Raw genomic sequence first — 17,355 nt, 5'->3', positions numbered from 1 at the left:
GCGAGCGAGCCGACGCGGTCCACACACTGGACGCCAGCGCGCTCCCGACCGGAGGGTGGGCACCGTGCGGATGTACCCGGAGCCGACGGGCGAGGTGCGCATGAGTCTGTCTTTGCGCTTCGCCGCCGGATCGCACAAAGGCATGATCAGGGAGGGGAACGAGGACTCGGGTTATGCCGGTCCGCGGCTCCTCGCGATCGCCGACGGCATGGGGGGCCAGGCCGCGGGTGAGGTGGCGAGCTCCGAGGTGATCTCGACGCTCGTCACTCTCGACGACGATGTGCCGGGTTCGGACATCCTCACGTCGCTCGGCACCGCCGTGCAGCGCGCCAACGACCAGTTGCGCCTGATGGTCGAGGAGGACCCCCAGCTCGAGGGCATGGGGACGACCCTGACGGCCCTGCTGTGGACGGGGCAGCGCCTCGGTCTCGTACACGTGGGCGACTCGCGCGCCTATCTCCTGCGGGACGGTGTCCTGACGCAGATCACCCAGGACCACACGTGGGTGCAGCGTCTGGTCGACGAGGGCCGGATCACCGAAGAGGAGGCCACCACTCACCCGCAGCGCTCCTTGCTGATGCGCGCGCTGGGCAGTGGTGAGCATGTCGAGCCGGATCTCTCCATCCGTGAAGTCCGCGCCGGCGACCGCTACTTGATCTGCTCGGACGGTCTCTCCGGCGTCGTCTCGCACCAGACGATGGAAGACACCCTCGCGAGCTACCAGGGCCCTCAGGAGACCGTGCAGGAGCTCATTCAGCTCGCGCTGCGCGGTGGTGGCCCCGACAACATCACGGTGATCGTCGCCGATGTCCTGGACATCGACAGCGGTGACACCCTCGCCGGTCAGCTCTCCGACACCCCCGTGGTCGTCGGCGCTGTCGCCGAGAACCAGCTCCAGGCGCAGGACGACGGCGCCATGCAGACGCCTGCGGGCCGCGCGTCGGGCCTGGGCCGTCCGGTGCCGCCGCAGCCCTCCGGGGGCGGCTTCGGGCCGCCCGGGAGCGGTGACACGACGGGGTACGTGCCCGAGGGGAACTTCGGGGCGTACAGCGACGAGGACTTCGTCAAGCCCGGCGGTGGCCGCAAGTGGCTGAAGAGATCGCTCTACACGGTGCTCGCCCTGGCGGTCATCGGCGGCGGCCTGTACGGCGGCTACCGCTGGACGCAGACTCAGTACTACGTGGGCACGAACGACAAGAACGTCGCCCTGTACCGCGGCATCGACCAGGATCTGGCGTGGGTCAGCCTGTCGAAGGTCGAGGAGGACTACCCCAAGATCGAACTCAAGTACTTGCCGCCGTATCAGCGCAAGCAGGTCGAGGGGACCATTCCCGAGGGCAATCTCGACGACGCCAAGAGCAAGATCGAGGAGCTCAGCATGCAGGCCTCGGCCTGCGAGAAGGACGCCAAGCGCCGCGAGGCCGAGCGCGAGAACGCCAAGCCCGGTGAGGGTGAGGCGGGCGGCACGACCGGCCTGTCGGCCAAGGCTCCCACCGATGATCCGACGGATCCGACGGACAAGAACGACACGAACGACAAGAACAGCTCGACCGACAAGAACAAGTCCAAGACCGCACCGACTCCCACACCCGGCCCCAGCCTCTCCGAGGACGAGGAGAAGCTGGTCCCGCTGTGCGGTAAGCAGTAAGCAGCCGTTGGGGGCCTTTGCACGCCATGAGCAGTAGCACTACACACACGTCGACCATCGGCGCGATCGGGGCGCCGAGCAGGCGCAACACCGAGCTCGCGCTCCTCGCGTTCGCCGTCGTCATCCCGCTGTTCGCCTACATCAACGTGGGCCTCGCGCTCGACGGCAAGCTGCCGCCCGGCATGCTCGGCTACGGCTGTGGCATCGGGCTGCTCGCGGCCGTCGGCCACATCGTGGTGCGCCGGTTCGCGCCCTACGCGGACCCGCTGCTGCTGCCGCTCGCGACGCTGCTCAACGGCCTCGGTCTGGTGGTCATCTGGCGTCTGGACCAGTCGGAGAAGCTGCAGAACCTCGCCAAGGCGGCGACGGGCTCCTTCAGCGCGTCCGCGCCCAAGCAGCTGATGTACTCGGCCATCGGTATCGCGCTCTTCGTGGGCGTGCTGCTGCTGCTCAAGGACCACCGCGTCCTGCAGCGCTACACGTACATCTCCATGGTGGCCGCGCTCGTCCTGCTGCTCCTGCCGCTCGTGCCGGGTCTGGGCATGAACGTCTTCGGCGCCAGGATCTGGATCAGCGTCGGCGGATTCTCCATCCAGCCGGGTGAGTTCGCGAAGATCGTCATCGCGATCTTCTTCGCCGGTTATCTCATGGTGAAACGCGACGCGCTCGCCCTGGCCAGCCGCCGCTTCATGGGGCTCTACCTGCCGCGTGGCCGTGACCTCGGTCCGATCATCGTGGTCTGGGCGATGTCCATCCTGATCCTGGTCTTCGAGACCGACCTCGGTACGTCGCTGCTGTTCTTCGGCATGTTCGTCGTGATGCTGTACGTCGCCACGGAGCGCACCAGCTGGATCGTGTTCGGTCTGGTGATGTCCTCGGTCGGCGCCGTCGGTGTGGCCACGTTCGAGCCGCACGTGCAGGAGCGTGTGGACGCCTGGCTGAACCCGTTCTCCGACGCCGTCATCGCCTCCACGGGCAGCGACCAGATCGCCCAGTCCCTGATGGCGTTCGGCTCGGGCGGCGTGCTCGGCACCGGCCTCGGCCAGGGTCACTCCGACCTGATCGGCTTCGCCGCCAACTCCGACTTCATCCTCGCCACCTTCGGCGAGGAGCTCGGTCTGGCCGGCGTCATGGCGATCCTGCTGATCTACGGGCTGATCGTGGAGCGCGGTGTGCGTACGGCGCTGGCCGCCCGCGACCCGTTCGGCAAGCTCCTGGCGATCGGCCTGTCCGGTGCCTTCGCCATCCAGGTGTTCGTCGTCTCCGGCGGCGTCATGGGCCTGATCCCGCTGACCGGTATGACCATGCCGTTCCTCGCGAACGGCGGTTCCTCCGTGATCGCCAACTGGGCCCTCATCGGCATCCTCATCCGCATCAGTGACACCGCGCGCCGCCCGGCGCCGGCTCCCGCCCCCAACCCCGACGCCGAAATGACGCAGGTGGTCCGACCGTGAACAAGCCCCTGCGCCGGATCGCGGTCTTCTGCGGGCTGCTCGTCCTCGCCCTGCTCGCCAGGGACAACTGGCTTCAGTACGTACAGGCCGACACGCTGGCCGAGCACGACAAGAACCGCCGCGTCTCCATCGAGCGGTACGCCCAGCCGCGCGGCGACATCATCGTCGACGGCAAGGCCATCACCGGGTCCAAAGAGGCCGGCAGCGGTGACTACAAGTACAAGAGGACGTACAAGAACGGGCCCATGTGGTCCCCCGTCACCGGCTTCGCCTCGCAGCGCATCGGCGCCACGCAGATCGAGTCCATCGAGGACGGCATCCTCACCGGCAACGACGACCGGCTCTTCTTCACCCGCAGCCTGGACATGATCACGGGCAAGAAGAAGGAGGGCGGCAACGCCGTCACGACCCTGAACGCGGCCGCCCAGAAGGCCGCGTACGACGGTCTCAAGGGCCGCGGCAAGGGTGCCGTCGCCGCGATCGACCCGTCCACGGGCGCGATCCTGGCGCTGGCGTCGGCTCCTTCGTACGACCCCTCGACCTTCGCGGGCAACACGAACGAGGAGGCCGAGCAGTTCGGGAAGCTGGACAAGGACAAAGACCAGCCGATGCTCAACCGCGCGCTGCGCGAGACGTATCCGCCGGGCTCCACCTTCAAGGCGGTGACGGCAGCGGCGGCCCTGGAGCACGAGCTCGTCACCGACGTCGACGCGCCGACCAAGTCGCCGCTGCCCTGGACGATGCCCGACACCCAGACGCCGCTGAAGAACGAGGGCAACATCCCCTGCAAGAACGCCACGCTGCGCGAGGCGCTGCGGGTGTCCTGCAACACCGTCTTCGGCAAGATCGGCTCGGACCTCGGCAAGGACAAGATGCTCGAGACGGCCGAGAAGTTCGGCTTCAACGAAGAGCAGTTCGTGCCGGTCCGTTCTAACGCCTCCGTCTTCCCCGAGAAGATGGACCGGCCGCAGACCGCGCTCTCCTCCATCGGCCAGTTCGAGACGGCCGCGACGCCGCTGCAGATGGCCATGGTCGCCTCGGCCATCGCCAACGACGGCAAGCTGATGGAGCCGTACATGGTCAGCGAGCTGCAGGCCCCGAACCTGGACGTGATCGAGAAGCACGCGCCCAAGGAGATGAGCCGTCCGCTGTCCGAGGAGAACGCGCAGAAGCTCCAGGACATCATGGAGACGGTGATCAACGAGGGCACCGGCACGAACGCCAAGATCCCCGGTGTCACCGTCGGCGGCAAGACCGGTACGGCCCAGCACGGTGTCGACAACAGCGAGAACCCCTACGCCTGGTTCATCAGCTACGCCAAGACCGACAACGGTTCGCCGGTGGCGGTCGCCGTGGTCGTCGAGGACAGCAAGGCCAGCCGCGACGACATCTCCGGTGGTGGTCTGGCCGCCCCCATCGCCAAGGACGTGATGCAGGCGGTGCTCGACAGCAAGAAGTGACCCCCGTCACGGCCTCTCCACATCAGTGCACGTTGCGATACCGGTCCTGTATCGGGTGACGGTCGTGGCCGGGTCACGTAAGGCGGGCCGGGTACGGTATGCCCGGACAGCACACCGCCGGACCACACAAGGGTGCGGTCGGGACTGACGGAGAGGGCTGGATTAGCTATGGAAGAGCCGCGTCGCCTCGGCGGGCGGTACGAGCTGGGCCAGGTGCTCGGCCGAGGCGGGATGGCGGAGGTTTACCTCGCGCACGACACCCGCCTCGGACGCACCGTGGCGGTGAAGACGCTGCGCGTTGACCTCGCGCGCGACCCGTCATTCCAGGCCCGGTTCCGCCGCGAGGCCCAGTCGGCCGCCTCGCTCAACCATCCTGCGATCGTCGCGGTCTACGACACCGGCGAGGACTACGTGGACGGGGTCTCCATCCCGTACATCGTGATGGAGTACGTCGACGGCTCCACCCTGCGTGAGCTGCTGCACTCCGGGCGCAAGCTGCTGCCCGAGCGCGCCATGGAGATGACCATCGGCATCCTCCAGGCCCTTGAGTACTCCCACCGCAACGGCATCGTCCACCGCGACATCAAGCCCGCGAACGTCATGCTGACGCGCAACGGCCAGGTCAAGGTCATGGACTTCGGCATCGCCCGCGCCATGGGTGACTCCGGCATGACGATGACGCAGACCGCGGCGGTCATCGGCACCGCGCAGTACCTCTCGCCGGAGCAGGCCAAGGGCGAGCAGGTCGACGCGCGCTCCGACCTCTACTCCACGGGCTGTCTGCTCTACGAGCTCCTCACGGTGCGCCCGCCCTTCGTCGGGGACTCCCCGGTGGCGGTCGCCTACCAGCACGTACGGGAAGAGCCGCAGGCCCCGAGCGTCTTCGACGGCGAGATCACGCCGGAGATGGACGCGATCGTCCTGAAGGCCCTCACCAAGGACCCGGACTACCGCTACCAGTCGGCCGACGAGATGCGCGCCGACATCGAGGCCTGCCTCGACGGCCAGCCCGTCCAGGCCACCGCGGCCATGGGGGCGGTCGGTTACGGCGGCCACCCGGACGACCAGCAGACGGCGATGCTGCGCCCGCAGAACGGCGGCGGCCAGACCTCGATGATGCCGCCGGTCGGCGGCCCTGACGACGGTTACGACGATCACTCGCGGCGCCGCCAGAAGAAGAGCAACACCTCGACGATCCTGCTGGTCCTGGCGGGGCTCCTCGTCCTGGTGGGCGCGATCCTGATCGGCAAGTGGGCGTTCACCGGGGGCGGTGGCGGCGACGACTCGATCAAGGCGCCGAACTTCGTCGGCGAGAAGCTCGCGGACGCGAAGAAGTCCGCCAAGAACGTGGACCTCGTCCTCGACGCCTCCGAGAAGAAGCCCTGCGACAAGTTCCCCGCGGGCGAGATCTGCTCCCAGGACCCGGGCGCGAACGCGACGGTGAACAAGGGCGACACGATCTCGGTGGTCGTTTCCACGGGCGCGCGGAAGGTGGCGGTCCCGAAGGTCATCGGCCTGAACGTCGACGCCGCCACGAAGAAGCTCGAGGGCGACAAGTACCAGTTCGAGGTCGACACCAAGCCCGTGGAGTCCTCGGGCACCCCGGGTGAGGTTCTCGACCAGGACCCGTTCGCCGGCACCGAGGTGGAAAAGGGCAGCAAGATCACCCTTGAGGTCGCCAAGGCGGCCGAGAAGACCACGGTCCCCGATGTCAGCGGCAAGACCTGCGAAGAGGCCAAGGCCCAGCTGAAGACCAACGACCTCGTCGGCACGTGCGAGGAAGAGGAGAGCGACTCCGTGGAGGCCGGCAAGGTCATCTCGCAGAGCCTCCCCGCGCAGAGCCAGGCCGACCCCGGCTCGACCGTGACCCTGAAGGTCGCCAAGAAGCCCGAGCAGACATCCGTTCCGGCCCTCACCGGCCAAAAGCTCAAGGACGCCCGCAAGGCCATCGAGGATGCCGGCCTCACGGTCGGCACCATCACCGGCCCGCAGGACGACGGAGCCCTCGTCGTCTTCTCGGACCCGCCGGCAGGCCAGCAGGTCGCACCCGACACCGCGATCAACCTGACCACGGCAGGCGGCAACCCGGGCGACAACGGAGGCGGCGACAACGGAGGCGGCGGGGACGGCGGTGGCTTCCTCGGAGGCAACGCAGGGTTCTCCCGCAACAGCGAGGACTGACCCGGCCGTATGTACGACGGAGCCCCGGACCGCAGAGACGCGGTCCGGGGCTTTGTCGTATCCAGGCTCCGTCGTACCCGGGAACGTCGTACCTGGATGACCTCCCGGCAGCTCAGCTGCGGCCCAGCACTAAGATCGATCTCGACCAAGATCTTTTACATACCCGAGCTGGGGGAACACCTATGCGCTCGTACAGGAGCAGAGCTCTCACCATCGGCGTGGCCATCGCCGCCACGTGCGTCAGTGTCACGACCTTCGCCGCGCCCGCGCAGGCGGCGAGCGGATTCTGCGAGAAGAACAAGATCTGCGGCTGGTCGAAGGAGAACTACAAGGGCCGGAGCTTTGGCGGCATCGCGCCCAAGGGGGTGTGCGTGCGGGAGACCCACTTCAAGGTGCGGTCGGTCAACAACCACACTCCGCACATGATCAACGTCTACAGCAAGCCCAACTGCAAGGGCTCTGTCGCGTCGATGAACTGGGGCGTGAAGATCAAGGACGGCTTTATGCCGTTCCGGAGCTACAAGGCCGTGACCTGAGGGTCTCCTCGTCCGCTCATCGCCTCGGCCGGGGCGATGAGCGGGCCTGAGCGGACCCTTCGGTTCTCTCCTGCGGCGGTTAGTCGCGCAGTTCCGCCGGGGGCGTCCTCTTGTTGTCGACCTTCTCGATGCGTTCCAGCTCGCCCCATACCACGTAGCGGTAGTTCGACGTATAGACCGGCGTGCACGTCGTAAGGGTGATGTAGCGGCCGGGCTTCTTCGCGCCGGATTCCTTCGGGATGGGGTTCAGGGCCTTCACGTTGTACTTCGACGTCTCGGGGAGGGTCGAGTACACCTTGTACACGTACCACTTGTCCCGGGACTCGAAGACGATCGCGTCGCCCTTCTTGATCTTGTCGATCTTGTGGAACTTCGCGCCGTGGCCGTCGCGGTGCGCGGCCAGCGTGAAGTTGCCTTCCTTGTCCTGGGGGAGAGCCGACTTGATGGGGTCCTCGTAGTAGCCCGCGACACCGTGGTTGAGCACCTTGCTGCTGGTGCCCTTCGTGACCAGGATGTCGCCGTTGCCCATCGCGGGCACGTGCAGGAAGCCGATGCCGTCCTTGGTGTTCAGGTTCCCCGGGCCGCCCGCCCAGCGGTCGCGCACCTTGTCGCCCTGCTGGTGCGCCTCGCGGTCCGCGACGACGTTCGTCCACCACAGCGAGTAGACGACGAAGAGGCCAAGCACCAGGCCCGCGGTGATGAGGAGTTCACCGAAGACGCTGACCGCCGTGGCGACAGGACCTCGCCCCCGTGGCCGTGGTGTGCGCGCGGGCGCGGGCGCCTCGGCCTGCTCCTCCGCCTGCTCCTCGTCGTGGTCGGTCGTGGCTGCCACTGGATCTGCCCCGTTCTCACCGTGCTAGTTGACGAGTGCGCTCGGTTTGCCCTTGCTGCGCGCTCGTTCCTCGACCATCTTGCCCCAGACGATCATTCGATACTTACTCGTGAATTCCGGGGTGCAGGTGGTCAGTGTGATGTACCGGCCCGGTTTGGTGAAGCCCGACCCCGGCGGTACGGGTCCGATCACCGCGGTGTTGCTGGGCTGGGTCTGCGGCAGGATGCTCGCCATCTTGTAGACGAAGTACTTGTCCTGCGTCTCCACGATGATGGGATCGCCCGGTTCGAGCTGATTGATGTAACGGAACGGCTCGCCATGGGTGTTGCGATGCCCGGCGACCGCGAAGTTGCCCGTCTTGGCGTCCGGCATGGGCGTCTTGGTGCCGCCCTCGTTGTAGTGGCCGACCATGCCGCGGTCCAGGACCTTCGACTTGTCGATGCCCTCGGCGATCGGCACGACCACGTCCAGGCGCGGGATGTGCAGGAGCGCGAAGCCCTGTCCGGGCTCGAAGGCGCCGGGCTTGCCCTTGCCCTTGGCCCACTTCTCCTGGAGGTCGCTGGCGGCGCCGTTGGCCTGCTGGTGGGCGCGGATGTTCGTCCACCACAGCTGGTAGGTCACGAACAGCAGCATCAGGACGCCGACCGTGATGAACAGTTCACCGATGCCTCGGCTCGCCACGGCGCCCGCTGAGGGCTTGCGGGCCCGCTCGGCGCGACGGGCCTCCACGCGGGACAGGGGGGCGGCTGATCCTGCCGAGGCGCTGGAGGTGCTCGCGGTGCGCGCGGGGCCCTTCTTGGCGGCCTTGCGGCGGGCGGCCCGGCCTCCGCCTTCCGGTGGTCCGTCGTGGGAAGCGGGGGTGGTCGGTTCCGGCTCGGCTATTCGGCGCGTGTCCGCGGTGCGCAGGCCTACGGTTTCGTCGTCCACCGGGGGCTGGGGTTGCTGAGGCTGAGGCTGCTGGGGGGCGTACGCCCCGTACAGCTCCTCGTACGTCGGCTCCCGCGGCCCGTACCAATCGCGGGCGTACCCCTCGGGGTCGTACCACTCCTGCTCCTGGGGCTGCTCCCGTACGGGCTCGGGCACGGGCTGCGGCACGGGCTCGGGCGCGGGCTGCGGCTCCGGCTCGGTGGGCCCGCTGCGGAACCACGGCGAAGGATGCTGACCCCGCTGGCCCGGCTGGCCCGGCAACGGGTCCGTCAGCGGATCGGCAAGGTGATCGACAGCCGCCTCGAACGCCCCGGGCTCCTCAAACGCCCCAGGCTCCCCGTACGACGCGTACTGCTCGTCGTACGGAACTCCGGAGGAATCGCGCTCGGGACGCACCGCGGTCACGCCGTGGCCCTGCCCACCACCGGGGCCAGCCCACTCGACCTGCCGATGGCCCCCGCGTCCCCGCACTCCACCAGCCAGTTGGCGAGCATGCGGTGGCCGTGCTCGGTGAGCACCGACTCGGGGTGGAACTGCACGCCTTCGACCGGCAGTTCACGGTGGCGCAGACCCATGATGATGCCGTCCTCCGTGCGCGCGGTGACTTCCAGCTCCGCGGGGACGGTGGCCGGCTCGGCGGCGAGCGAGTGGTAGCGCGTCGCGATGAACGGCGACGGCAGTCCCGCGAAGACACCCTTGCCCTCGTGGACCACGGGAGAGGTCTTGCCGTGCAGCAGCTCCGGCGCACGGTCCACCACTCCGCCGTACGCCACCGCCATCGACTGCATGCCGAGGCAGACGCCGAACACGGGCACTCCGGTGTCGGCGCAGTGCCGCACCATGTCGACGCAGACACCCGCCTGCTCGGGCGTGCCGGGGCCGGGCGAGAGCAGGACGCCGTCGAAGCCGTCCTGCGCGTGGCGCAGCTCGACCTCGTCGTTGCGCAGGACCTCGCACTCGGCGCCGAGCTGGTAGAGGTACTGGACGAGGTTGAAGACGAAGCTGTCGTAGTTGTCGACGACGAGGATGCGGCCCGGCCGTGCGTCGATGCTCACTGGCCGTCCACCGTCACGTCGTTGAAGGGAAGCAGCGGCTCGGCCCAGGGGAAGACGTACTGGAAGAGCACGTAGACCACAGCGAAGACGAGCACCAGCGAAAGCAGCGCCCTTACCCATGCGTTTCCCGGCAGATGCCGCCAGATCCAGCCGTACATGCCGTCCCTTCCGTAGCCGTACGGCACCAGACTAACGGCGTAGTGCCTCCGGTTTCCCGGCCTCTACGGGCTGGGTGGCATCGAGGTGCGCCCAGACGATCAACCGGTGGCTGTGTCCCCACTCTGGTTCACAGGTCGTAAGGGTGAGGTAACGGCCCGGCCCGTCGTATCCGGACTTGCGGGGGACCGCGTCGATGACCCCCGTGTCGCCCGGCAGCGTCTTGTAGGGCTTGTTGTCGATGCGGTACGTGAACCACGTGGTGCCGTCGGTCAGGACCACGGCGTCGTTCGGCCGCAGCTTCGGGAAGTCCTTGAACGGGTCTCCGTACGTGCGGCGATGGCCCGCCACCGAGAAGTTGCCCCGCTGGCCGAGCTGCGCGGTGTCCCCGTAGTGGCCGAGGCCCTTCTTGAGGGTCTCGGTGCCGGTGCCCTGGAGCACCGGCTTGTTCCACGTGAAACCAAGCCGCGGGATGTACATGACGGCGAAGGGCTTGCCGTCCTCGTAGGGGGCGGGCTTCTTCGGGGACGTCGCCTTCGAGGGCGCGTCGTCCGTGTGCGCCGGCACCGACCCTTGCGCCCACTGGTCCTGCAGCGTGTCGATCTGGCTGTCCATGGCGTTGTCGGCCTTCACGCCGGTCCAGAACAGGACGTACACCACGAAGAGCACGATCAACGTGCCGACGGTGATGCACAGTTCGCTGAACGTCCTGACGAGCACTCGCACCGACACAGGCTCCCCCAGCGGCTTACTCCACGGGTTATTCCACGGGCTTCGCGTAGTGGAGATCCACTGTGCCCGAGTAGCCGGGAAGAGTCATCGCCCCGTCGTCGTCGACTTTCCAGCCGAGGCCGTACGCGTTCACGTACAGCATGTAGTTCTGGATCTCCGGGGACGCGGCGAGCGCCGTCTTGAGCTTCTCCGGGTCGCCTACCGCGGTCACCTTGTACGGGGGCGAGTAGACGCGGCCCTGGAGGATCAGGGTGTTCCCCACGCAGCGGACGGCGCTGGTGGAGATGAGCCGCTGGTCCATGACCTTGATGCCTTTGGCGCCGCCCTGCCAGAGCGCGTTGACCACGGCCTGGAGGTCCTGCTGGTGGATGACCAGGTCGTTGGGCTGGGGCTCGGGGTAGCCGGGGAGCTTGGCGGTGGCGTTCGGCGGGGCGTCGGCGAGGGTGACGGAGACCGCCTCACCGCTGAGTTTCTTGGTGCCCGCGTTCTTCTCCAGGGCCTTGAGCCGCGCGTCGTCGGCCTTCGTGCCGCCGTTGTCGCGCTCGGCCAGGGATTCGACGTCGTCGCGCAGCGTGCCGTTGGACTCGTCCAGCTTGCCGTTCTTGTGGCTGCGCTCCTCGATCAGGTCGGAGAGCTTCAGCAGCGAGGCGTCGGTGCGGATGTTCGTGCCCTTGGCCGTGTTGAAGCTGGTGAAGAAGAGGAGGCCCGCGAGCGCGAAAACGGCGGCCGTCAGCAACCGGACCGGCCGCCAGCGAGGACGGCGACCCGGACCTGCGGGGGAGTCGGCGGAATTGCTCAACGTACCCTTATCTCCTTCAGCGCCGCGGAAGCACTACGCTAACGGACGCCCGGGGGAGGGCTCAGCTCCCCGTATCGACAGGAGAGACCCTCGTGCCGAAGTCACGGATCCGCAAGAAGGCCGACGATTACACGCCGCCCGCGAAGAAGGCGACGAACATCAAGCTGACCAGTCGCAGCTGGGTGGCTCCGGTGATGCTCGCGATGTTCCTCATCGGACTCGCCTGGATCGTCGTCTTCTACGTCACCGACGGCAAGCTGCCGATCGACCCGCTGGGCAACTGGAACATCGTGGTCGGCTTCGGCTTCATCGCTGCGGGGTTCGGCGTCTCCACACAGTGGAAGTAGCGCCCCTCCCGCAGGGCTGAACGCAAGCCTTGCCCTGAGTTATCCACAGCGCTATCCACATCCCGGCGCTGTCTGGGGAAAAGAAAGACGATCTGTGGATAACTCTCATGGTGTTGACGCCGGTATGACTGGCTGATCGCCCGCACGCCCTCACAGGCCCCTTGTCCCTCCTGGGGAAACCCAGGTCAGCGACAAGGGGCACTGTTGTTCCCCACGGAATGCACAAGCGCGAGCACACGCTGTGGACAACCTCGGCCAACGCCCGTCATATGCGACCGTCAGACGAGCTGGGCGGTCCTGATGAGCACAGCCGCGAGGACCACGACAAGCACCACCGCGCAGGTCCCCCACTGCACGAGTGCCCGCCGCTCGCGGGGCGCGTGCACCATCCCGTACGCGATCGCGACACCGGCGACCAGACCGCCGACGTGCGCCTCCCAGGCGATGCCGTTCCAGGTGAAGGTGAAGAGCATGTTCAGCGCGAGCAGCGCGATGACGGGGCGCATGTCGTAGTTCAGGCGCCGCATCAGGACCGCGGTCGCGCCGAGCAGGCCGAAGATCGCGCCGGATGCCCCGAGCGAGGCCTGGCTCGGGGAGTCGATGACGTAGGTCAATGCGCCGCCCGCCAGGCCGGACAGCAAGTACAGCGCGAGATAGCGGGCGCGGCCGAGCGCCGCCTCCAGGGGCCCGCCGAGCCACCACAGGCCGAGCATGTTGAACGCGATGTGCCAGATCTCCTGGTGCGTGAACATCGACGTGACCAGGCGGTACCACTGGCCTCCCGCGACGCCTTCCGTCGGCACCCAGGGCTCGGGCGGCCAGGCCCCGAGCAAAAAGAGCTCATTGACCAGGCGGTCGCCCATGGCGAGCACGGCGATGAACACCGCGACATTGAGGCCGAGCAGGATCTTGGTGACAAGACGCGGATCCGTGGCGATCGAGCCACCGGCGATGGTGCGCGGCTGGTTCGCCGCGGGCGAGTGCCCCGTGCCCGAGCCCTCGCGCACACATTCGGGGCACTGGAAGCCGACCGAAGCGCTGATCATGCACTCCGGGCAGATCGGCCGTTCGCAGCGGGTGCAGCTGATGCCGGTCCCGCGATCCGGATGCCGGTAACAGCCGGGCAGGTTCGCTGCGTCCTGTGGCCCCTGCGGGCTTCCTGGTGCCTGGTCCATGGGGTCCCCTCAATGTCCGTACGAAGGCACAGCTACGCGCGCGTGGCGAACGCACCGCCCCGCCCTTCCTTACGGATGGGCGGGGCGGTTTGGTTCCCTCGCGGGGTGCGCCGGTGTCAGGCGGTGCGGGTCTCGATCACGACGGACTCGATGACCACGTCGTTCACGGGGCGGTCGGTGCGCGGGTTGGTCTGCGTGGCGGCGATCTCGTCGACGACCTTCTGGCTCGCCGGGTTCGTGACCTCGCCGAAGATGGTGTGCTTGCGCGTGAGCCAGGCAGTCGGGGAAACCGTCACGAAGAACTGGGAGCCGTTGGTGCCCGGGCCCGCGTTGGCCATGGCGAGCAGGTAGGGCTTGTCGAAGGCGAGGTCGGGGTGGAACTCGTCCTCGAACTCGTAGCCCGGGCCGCCCGTGCCGTTGCCCAGCGGGTCGCCGCCCTGGATCATGAAGCCGCTGATGACGCGGTGGAAGACCGTGCCGTCGTAGAGCCGGTCCGTCGTCTTCTTTCCGGTCTCCGGGTGAACCCATTCGCGCTCGCCCTGGGCGAGCTCGACGAAGTTCTTGACCGTCTTCGGCGTGTGGTTGGGGTGCAGCAGCACCTCGATGTCGCCTCGGTTGGTCTTCAGGGTGGCGTAAAGCTGCTCGGCCACGGTCTGCCTTCCGTTGTCTTCTATGACGTGCCGATCCTCGCACGGACCGGATTCCGACGAGTAGTCACCGAGTGGGCGCGCGCCGCGACGATCCGTGGCATTGTCGGCAAAGCACTCTCCTTGTACCGATTTGATCAGAATGATCGCACCCGGATGCCCGGCTGCGTCATGCCTCGGAGCCATCCGGAAGGCATGATCCTTGAAAGGGTGGAAAGGTGACATACCTATAAGCCACCGAGGAGGAGGATCCTGTGACCCGCATCGACAGCGTGCGCGCCGCGACCGGTTCGGCTAAGGACAGCGTGCGGCATGCCGCGGAGGCGGTGGCCCCTTACGCCGGAACGGCCAAGGAGCAGGCCGTTCATTACGCGCACGAAAGCCGTGCACGCCTCGCGCCCAAGGTGTCGCAGGCCGCCGAGCAAGCCCGTGTGCAGTACGGCGCTCATGTCGGCCCGCGCATCGAGCAGGCCCGTGCGCATGTGCCGCCGAAGGTCGACCATGCCGCACACGAGGCCGCTGTCCGCACCCGTAAGGCAGCCAAGCAGACCCGCAAGGCAGCTCAGCAGGCCGCCGACTACTCGAAGCCGCGGATCGAGCAGGCCATGGCCGCGGCCCAGCCCGTCCGTGAGGAGGCGGCGTCCCGCGGTTCCGCGGCGATCTCCGCACTGCGCGGCGAGGTCTCTCCCAAGGAGATCCAGCGGCTGGCCCGCAAGCACAACCGCCGGGCCCGCGCCGGTCGTCTCGCCAAGGGCCTCGTGGTCCTGGGCGTCCTGGCCGGCGGCGCGGTCGCCGCCTGGAAGTGGTGGGACAAGCAGGCCAACCCGGACTGGCTCGTCGAGCCGCCGGCGGCGACGGAGGTCCCCGACAGCGCGCCGCTGACCTCGGTCGACGGCAGCGGTCAGGCCTCCCTCGACCCCGAGGTCCAGGCCAAGCAGGCCGAGTCCGAGGCCGCGAACGGCGACGAGCTGCGCTGACGCCACCGCAACACCCGTAGAACGCCGTAGGGCGGGTCCACCTCAGTTGAGGTGGACCCGCCCTACGGCGTTTCTGTGGAGCCTAGGAGATTCGAACTCCTGACATCTGCCTTGCAAAGGCAGCGCTCTACCAACTGAGCTAAGGCCCCGAAAACGGTGCACCCAGCCGGAAGGATCTCGCTCCGGTGGGCAACGCGAGACCAGAGTACCGGGTCTCCCCCCGGATCTCGCAAAAGGATTGGGGGTCCCGGTGAACGACCACGCTCCGTAAGATGCTCGGCGTGGTTCGCGGCAGCGAACCACGGTTTTTGGGGAAGCGATGGGGAGACGCAATGGACGCCGCACAACAAGAGACGACCGCGAGAGCACGAGAGCTCCAGCGGAACTGGTACGGGGAGCCGCTGGGGGCGCTCTTCCGTCGTCTCATCGATGATCTGGGCCTCAACCAGGCACGCCTCGCCGGCGTGCTCGGTCTGTCCGCGCCCATGCTGTCGCAGCTGATGAGCGGGCAGCGCGCCAAGATCGGCAACCCCGCGGTCGTCCAGCGCGTCCAGCTCCTCCAGGAGCTGGCGGGCCAGGTCGCCGACGGCAGTGTGAGCGCCGCCGAGGCCACCGACCGCATGGACGAGATCAAGAAGTCCCAGGGCGGCTCCGTCCTGACCAACACCTCGCAGTCGACGACGAGTTCGGGTGCTCCCACGGTGAAGCGCGTGGTGCGCGAAATCCAGTCGCTGCTGCGCTCCGTCGCTGCGGCGGGCGACATCATCGATGCGGCGGACTCCCTCGCCCCGACCCACCCGGAACTGGCAGAGTTCCTCCGGGTATACGGCGCCGGACGCACCGCGGACGCGGTCGCCCACTACGAGGCGCACCAGAACTGAGCCGTCGGCCGGGCCACCGGGCGGCCCGGAGGGGGAGCAGTGCGCGACCATGGGTGAGGTCTTCGCAGGCCGCTACGAACTGGTCGACCCGGTCGGCCGTGGGGGAGTCGGAGCGGTCTGGCGCGCCTGGGACCACCGGCGACGGCGGTATGTGGCGGCCAAGGTCCTGCAACAGAGCGACGCGCACGCACTGCTGCGCTTCGTGCGGGAGCAGGCGCTTCGGATCGACCACCCGCATGTGCTCGCGCCGGCCAGCTGGGCCGCCGACGACGACAAGGTCCTGTTCACCATGGCCTTGGTCGCCGGCGGCTCGCTGGCCCATGTGATCGGGGATTACGGCCCGCTGCCGCCCCGCCTGGTCTGCACGCTCCTGGACCAGCTGCTCTCCGGGCTCGCCGCGGTGCACGCCGAGGGGGTCGTGCACCGCGACATCAAGCCCGCCAACATCCTGCTCGAGGCCACCGGCACCGCGCGCCCGCATCTGCGGCTCTCCGACTTCGGCATCTCGATGCGGATGGGCGAGCCGCGACTGACCGAGACCAACTATGTCGTGGGGACGCCCGGCTACTTCGCGCCCGAGCAAATGCTGGGCGCCGAGCCGGACTTCACCGCCGATCTCTTCGCCGTGGGCCTCGTCGCCCTCTATCTGCTGCAAGGCGCCAAGCCGGATGCCAAGGCCCTGATCGAGCGCTTCGCCTCGCACGGCACACCTGGGGCGCCACGGGGTGTTCCGGAGCCGCTGTGGCAGGTCGTCGCCACGCTTCTGCAGCCGGATCCACAGGCGCGGTTCCGCACCGCCACGGGAGCGCGCAAGGCGCTGAACTCCGCCGTCGAGCTGCTCCCCGAGCCGGGGCCCGACGACGAGATCGTGGAGATCTTCGATCAACTGGGGCCGCTGCCCCAGGGTTTCGGACCCGACGGGCCCCTCACGGCCCTGCCACAGCCTGGCTTCGCTCCACCCTCGGGCCAGCCCTCGGCTCCGCCTCCCGTTCCACCCCAGCCCCGCTCGGCGCCCCAGACCGGCAGCTTCCCGCTGACCCCACCGCCACAGCCGCCGACGCCCCCGCGGGCCATGCCATCGCAGGCCACTCCCTCGCATGGGACGCCTGCGCAGGCGACACCCGCGCAGGAGCAGCAGCCCGCGACGCCACCACCGCCCCCTTCGCCCCCTGCTCAGTCCCCTCATGTCCCTTCCCCCCACCCGATTTCATCTCCGGCACCGGCTCCGGCGCCAGCCCCGGCTCCAGTCCCCGCTCCGGCCCCTATTCACGTTCCGGCGCAGCACCACCCGGCACAACTCCCGGCGTACGCAGCCTCACCGTCCGTAATGGCGACAGCGCACCACGCTTCCGCCCCTACTTATCCATACACCGCTCAAGCCCCGCAGGTTCCACTCCAGCGCCGGCCGATCGCGCACCGGCAGAAGCGACCTGGGCCGCCCGCGAAGGTGGCAATCCCGATGCTGCTGGCGGCTCTGGCGTGCTTCGCGGTGGGCATCTGGGCCCTGACTCAGATCTGACCCACACCGGAGGCGGCACCAGCCAGAGA

At 68.1% G+C, this 17,355-nt stretch carries 17 protein-coding genes and 1 tRNA gene; 9 read left to right on the top strand and 9 right to left on the bottom strand.

The features are described from left to right. Nucleotides 1–100: 100 nt before the first annotated feature. From AB0I66_RS26080 to AB0I66_RS26060, 5 genes are all read left to right on the top strand, one after another. Nucleotides 101–1,648 carry a Stp1/IreP family PP2C-type Ser/Thr phosphatase gene (locus AB0I66_RS26080; protein WP_363210358.1) on the top strand — a complete coding sequence of 516 codons (1,548 nt, stop codon included), beginning with the start codon at nucleotides 101–103 and terminating at the stop codon, nucleotides 1,646–1,648. 26 nt (nucleotides 1,649–1,674) lie between these two features. Continuing rightward, on the top strand, nucleotides 1,675–3,102 hold the full coding sequence (locus tag AB0I66_RS26075; RefSeq protein ID WP_363210357.1) for an FtsW/RodA/SpoVE family cell cycle protein: 1,428 nt from the start codon (nucleotides 1,675–1,677) through the stop codon (nucleotides 3,100–3,102). Continuing rightward, nucleotides 3,099–4,562, top strand: a complete 1,464-nt coding sequence (locus tag AB0I66_RS26070) for a penicillin-binding protein 2 (protein ID WP_363210356.1) — start codon at nucleotides 3,099–3,101, stop codon at nucleotides 4,560–4,562. The genes AB0I66_RS26075 and AB0I66_RS26070 overlap by 4 nt, the downstream gene beginning before the upstream one ends. Nucleotides 4,563–4,730: 168 nt before the next feature. Beyond that, nucleotides 4,731–6,743, top strand: a complete 2,013-nt coding sequence (gene pknB / locus AB0I66_RS26065) for a Stk1 family PASTA domain-containing Ser/Thr kinase (RefSeq protein ID WP_363210355.1) — start codon at nucleotides 4,731–4,733, stop codon at nucleotides 6,741–6,743. A gap of 182 nt (nucleotides 6,744–6,925) precedes the next feature. Beyond that, the gene (locus AB0I66_RS26060) at nucleotides 6,926–7,279 is read left to right on the top strand and encodes a peptidase inhibitor family I36 protein (RefSeq protein ID WP_363210354.1); all 354 of its coding nucleotides are present in this window, start codon (nucleotides 6,926–6,928) and stop codon (nucleotides 7,277–7,279) included. Nucleotides 7,280–7,358: 79 nt separating this feature from the next. On the opposite strand, the gene AB0I66_RS26055 is transcribed toward AB0I66_RS26060, so the two are convergent. From AB0I66_RS26055 to AB0I66_RS26030, 6 genes are read right to left on the bottom strand one after another with little or no spacing between them, the layout of a single operon-like run. Then, complete coding sequence (locus AB0I66_RS26055; protein ID WP_363210353.1) at nucleotides 7,359–8,111, bottom strand: class E sortase; 753 nt, start codon at nucleotides 8,109–8,111, stop codon at nucleotides 7,359–7,361. A gap of 24 nt (nucleotides 8,112–8,135) precedes the next feature. Next, nucleotides 8,136–9,443, bottom strand: a complete 1,308-nt coding sequence (locus AB0I66_RS26050) for a class E sortase (protein WP_363210352.1) — start codon at nucleotides 9,441–9,443, stop codon at nucleotides 8,136–8,138. Continuing rightward, entirely contained in the window at nucleotides 9,440–10,087 is a 648-nt protein-coding gene (locus AB0I66_RS26045) for an aminodeoxychorismate/anthranilate synthase component II (protein WP_363210670.1), read from the bottom strand. Before AB0I66_RS26045 ends, AB0I66_RS26050 begins: the two co-directional genes overlap by 4 nt. A 2-nt stretch (nucleotides 10,088–10,089) precedes the next feature. Further along, nucleotides 10,090–10,251 carry a hypothetical protein gene (locus tag AB0I66_RS26040; RefSeq protein ID WP_190083025.1) on the bottom strand — a complete coding sequence of 54 codons (162 nt, stop codon included), beginning with the start codon at nucleotides 10,249–10,251 and terminating at the stop codon, nucleotides 10,090–10,092. A gap of 31 nt (nucleotides 10,252–10,282) precedes the next feature. Next, nucleotides 10,283–10,975 carry a class E sortase gene (locus AB0I66_RS26035; protein WP_363210351.1) on the bottom strand — a complete coding sequence of 231 codons (693 nt, stop codon included), beginning with the start codon at nucleotides 10,973–10,975 and terminating at the stop codon, nucleotides 10,283–10,285. A 34-nt stretch (nucleotides 10,976–11,009) separates the two neighbouring features. After that, the gene (locus AB0I66_RS26030) at nucleotides 11,010–11,780 is read right to left on the bottom strand and encodes a DUF881 domain-containing protein (RefSeq protein WP_363210350.1); all 771 of its coding nucleotides are present in this window, start codon (nucleotides 11,778–11,780) and stop codon (nucleotides 11,010–11,012) included. Between the two features lie 92 nt (nucleotides 11,781–11,872). On the opposite strand from AB0I66_RS26030, the gene crgA reads away from it, so the two are divergent. Beyond that, nucleotides 11,873–12,127, top strand: coding sequence for a cell division protein CrgA (gene crgA, locus AB0I66_RS26025; protein WP_160506128.1), 255 nt, complete (start codon nucleotides 11,873–11,875; stop codon nucleotides 12,125–12,127). Nucleotides 12,128–12,405: 278 nt separating this feature from the next. Here the strand turns inward: crgA and AB0I66_RS26020 are convergent, their stop codons facing one another. Next, nucleotides 12,406–13,302: a rhomboid family intramembrane serine protease gene (locus AB0I66_RS26020; protein ID WP_363210349.1), complete on the bottom strand. Its 897-nt coding sequence runs from the start codon at nucleotides 13,300–13,302 to the stop codon at nucleotides 12,406–12,408. A gap of 116 nt (nucleotides 13,303–13,418) precedes the next feature. Then, the gene (locus AB0I66_RS26015; RefSeq protein ID WP_363210348.1) at nucleotides 13,419–13,952 is read right to left on the bottom strand and encodes a peptidylprolyl isomerase; all 534 of its coding nucleotides are present in this window, start codon (nucleotides 13,950–13,952) and stop codon (nucleotides 13,419–13,421) included. Between the two features lie 251 nt (nucleotides 13,953–14,203). Between AB0I66_RS26015 and AB0I66_RS26010 the strand changes: the two genes are divergently transcribed. Then, nucleotides 14,204–14,926, top strand: a complete 723-nt coding sequence (locus AB0I66_RS26010; RefSeq protein ID WP_363210347.1) for a DUF5324 family protein — start codon at nucleotides 14,204–14,206, stop codon at nucleotides 14,924–14,926. Between the two features lie 76 nt (nucleotides 14,927–15,002). On the opposite strand, the gene AB0I66_RS26005 is transcribed toward AB0I66_RS26010, so the two are convergent. Continuing rightward, nucleotides 15,003–15,075: transfer RNA gene (locus tag AB0I66_RS26005), tRNA-Ala, on the bottom strand. Between the two features lie 183 nt (nucleotides 15,076–15,258). On the opposite strand from AB0I66_RS26005, the gene AB0I66_RS26000 reads away from it, so the two are divergent. Beyond that, on the top strand, nucleotides 15,259–15,807 hold the full coding sequence (locus tag AB0I66_RS26000) for a DNA-binding protein (RefSeq protein ID WP_160506124.1): 549 nt from the start codon (nucleotides 15,259–15,261) through the stop codon (nucleotides 15,805–15,807). A 49-nt stretch (nucleotides 15,808–15,856) separates the two neighbouring features. Continuing rightward, complete coding sequence (locus tag AB0I66_RS25995) at nucleotides 15,857–17,326, top strand: serine/threonine-protein kinase (protein ID WP_363210346.1); 1,470 nt, start codon at nucleotides 15,857–15,859, stop codon at nucleotides 17,324–17,326. Nucleotides 17,327–17,355: the final 29 nt, after the last annotated feature.

Source organism: Streptomyces sp. NPDC050439 (assembly GCF_040655335.1).
Classification (GTDB): Bacteria; Actinomycetota; Actinomycetes; order Streptomycetales; family Streptomycetaceae; genus Streptomyces.
The sequence above is the reverse complement of the archived record's forward strand: the minus strand, read 5'-3'. Positions and strand labels throughout refer to the sequence as shown.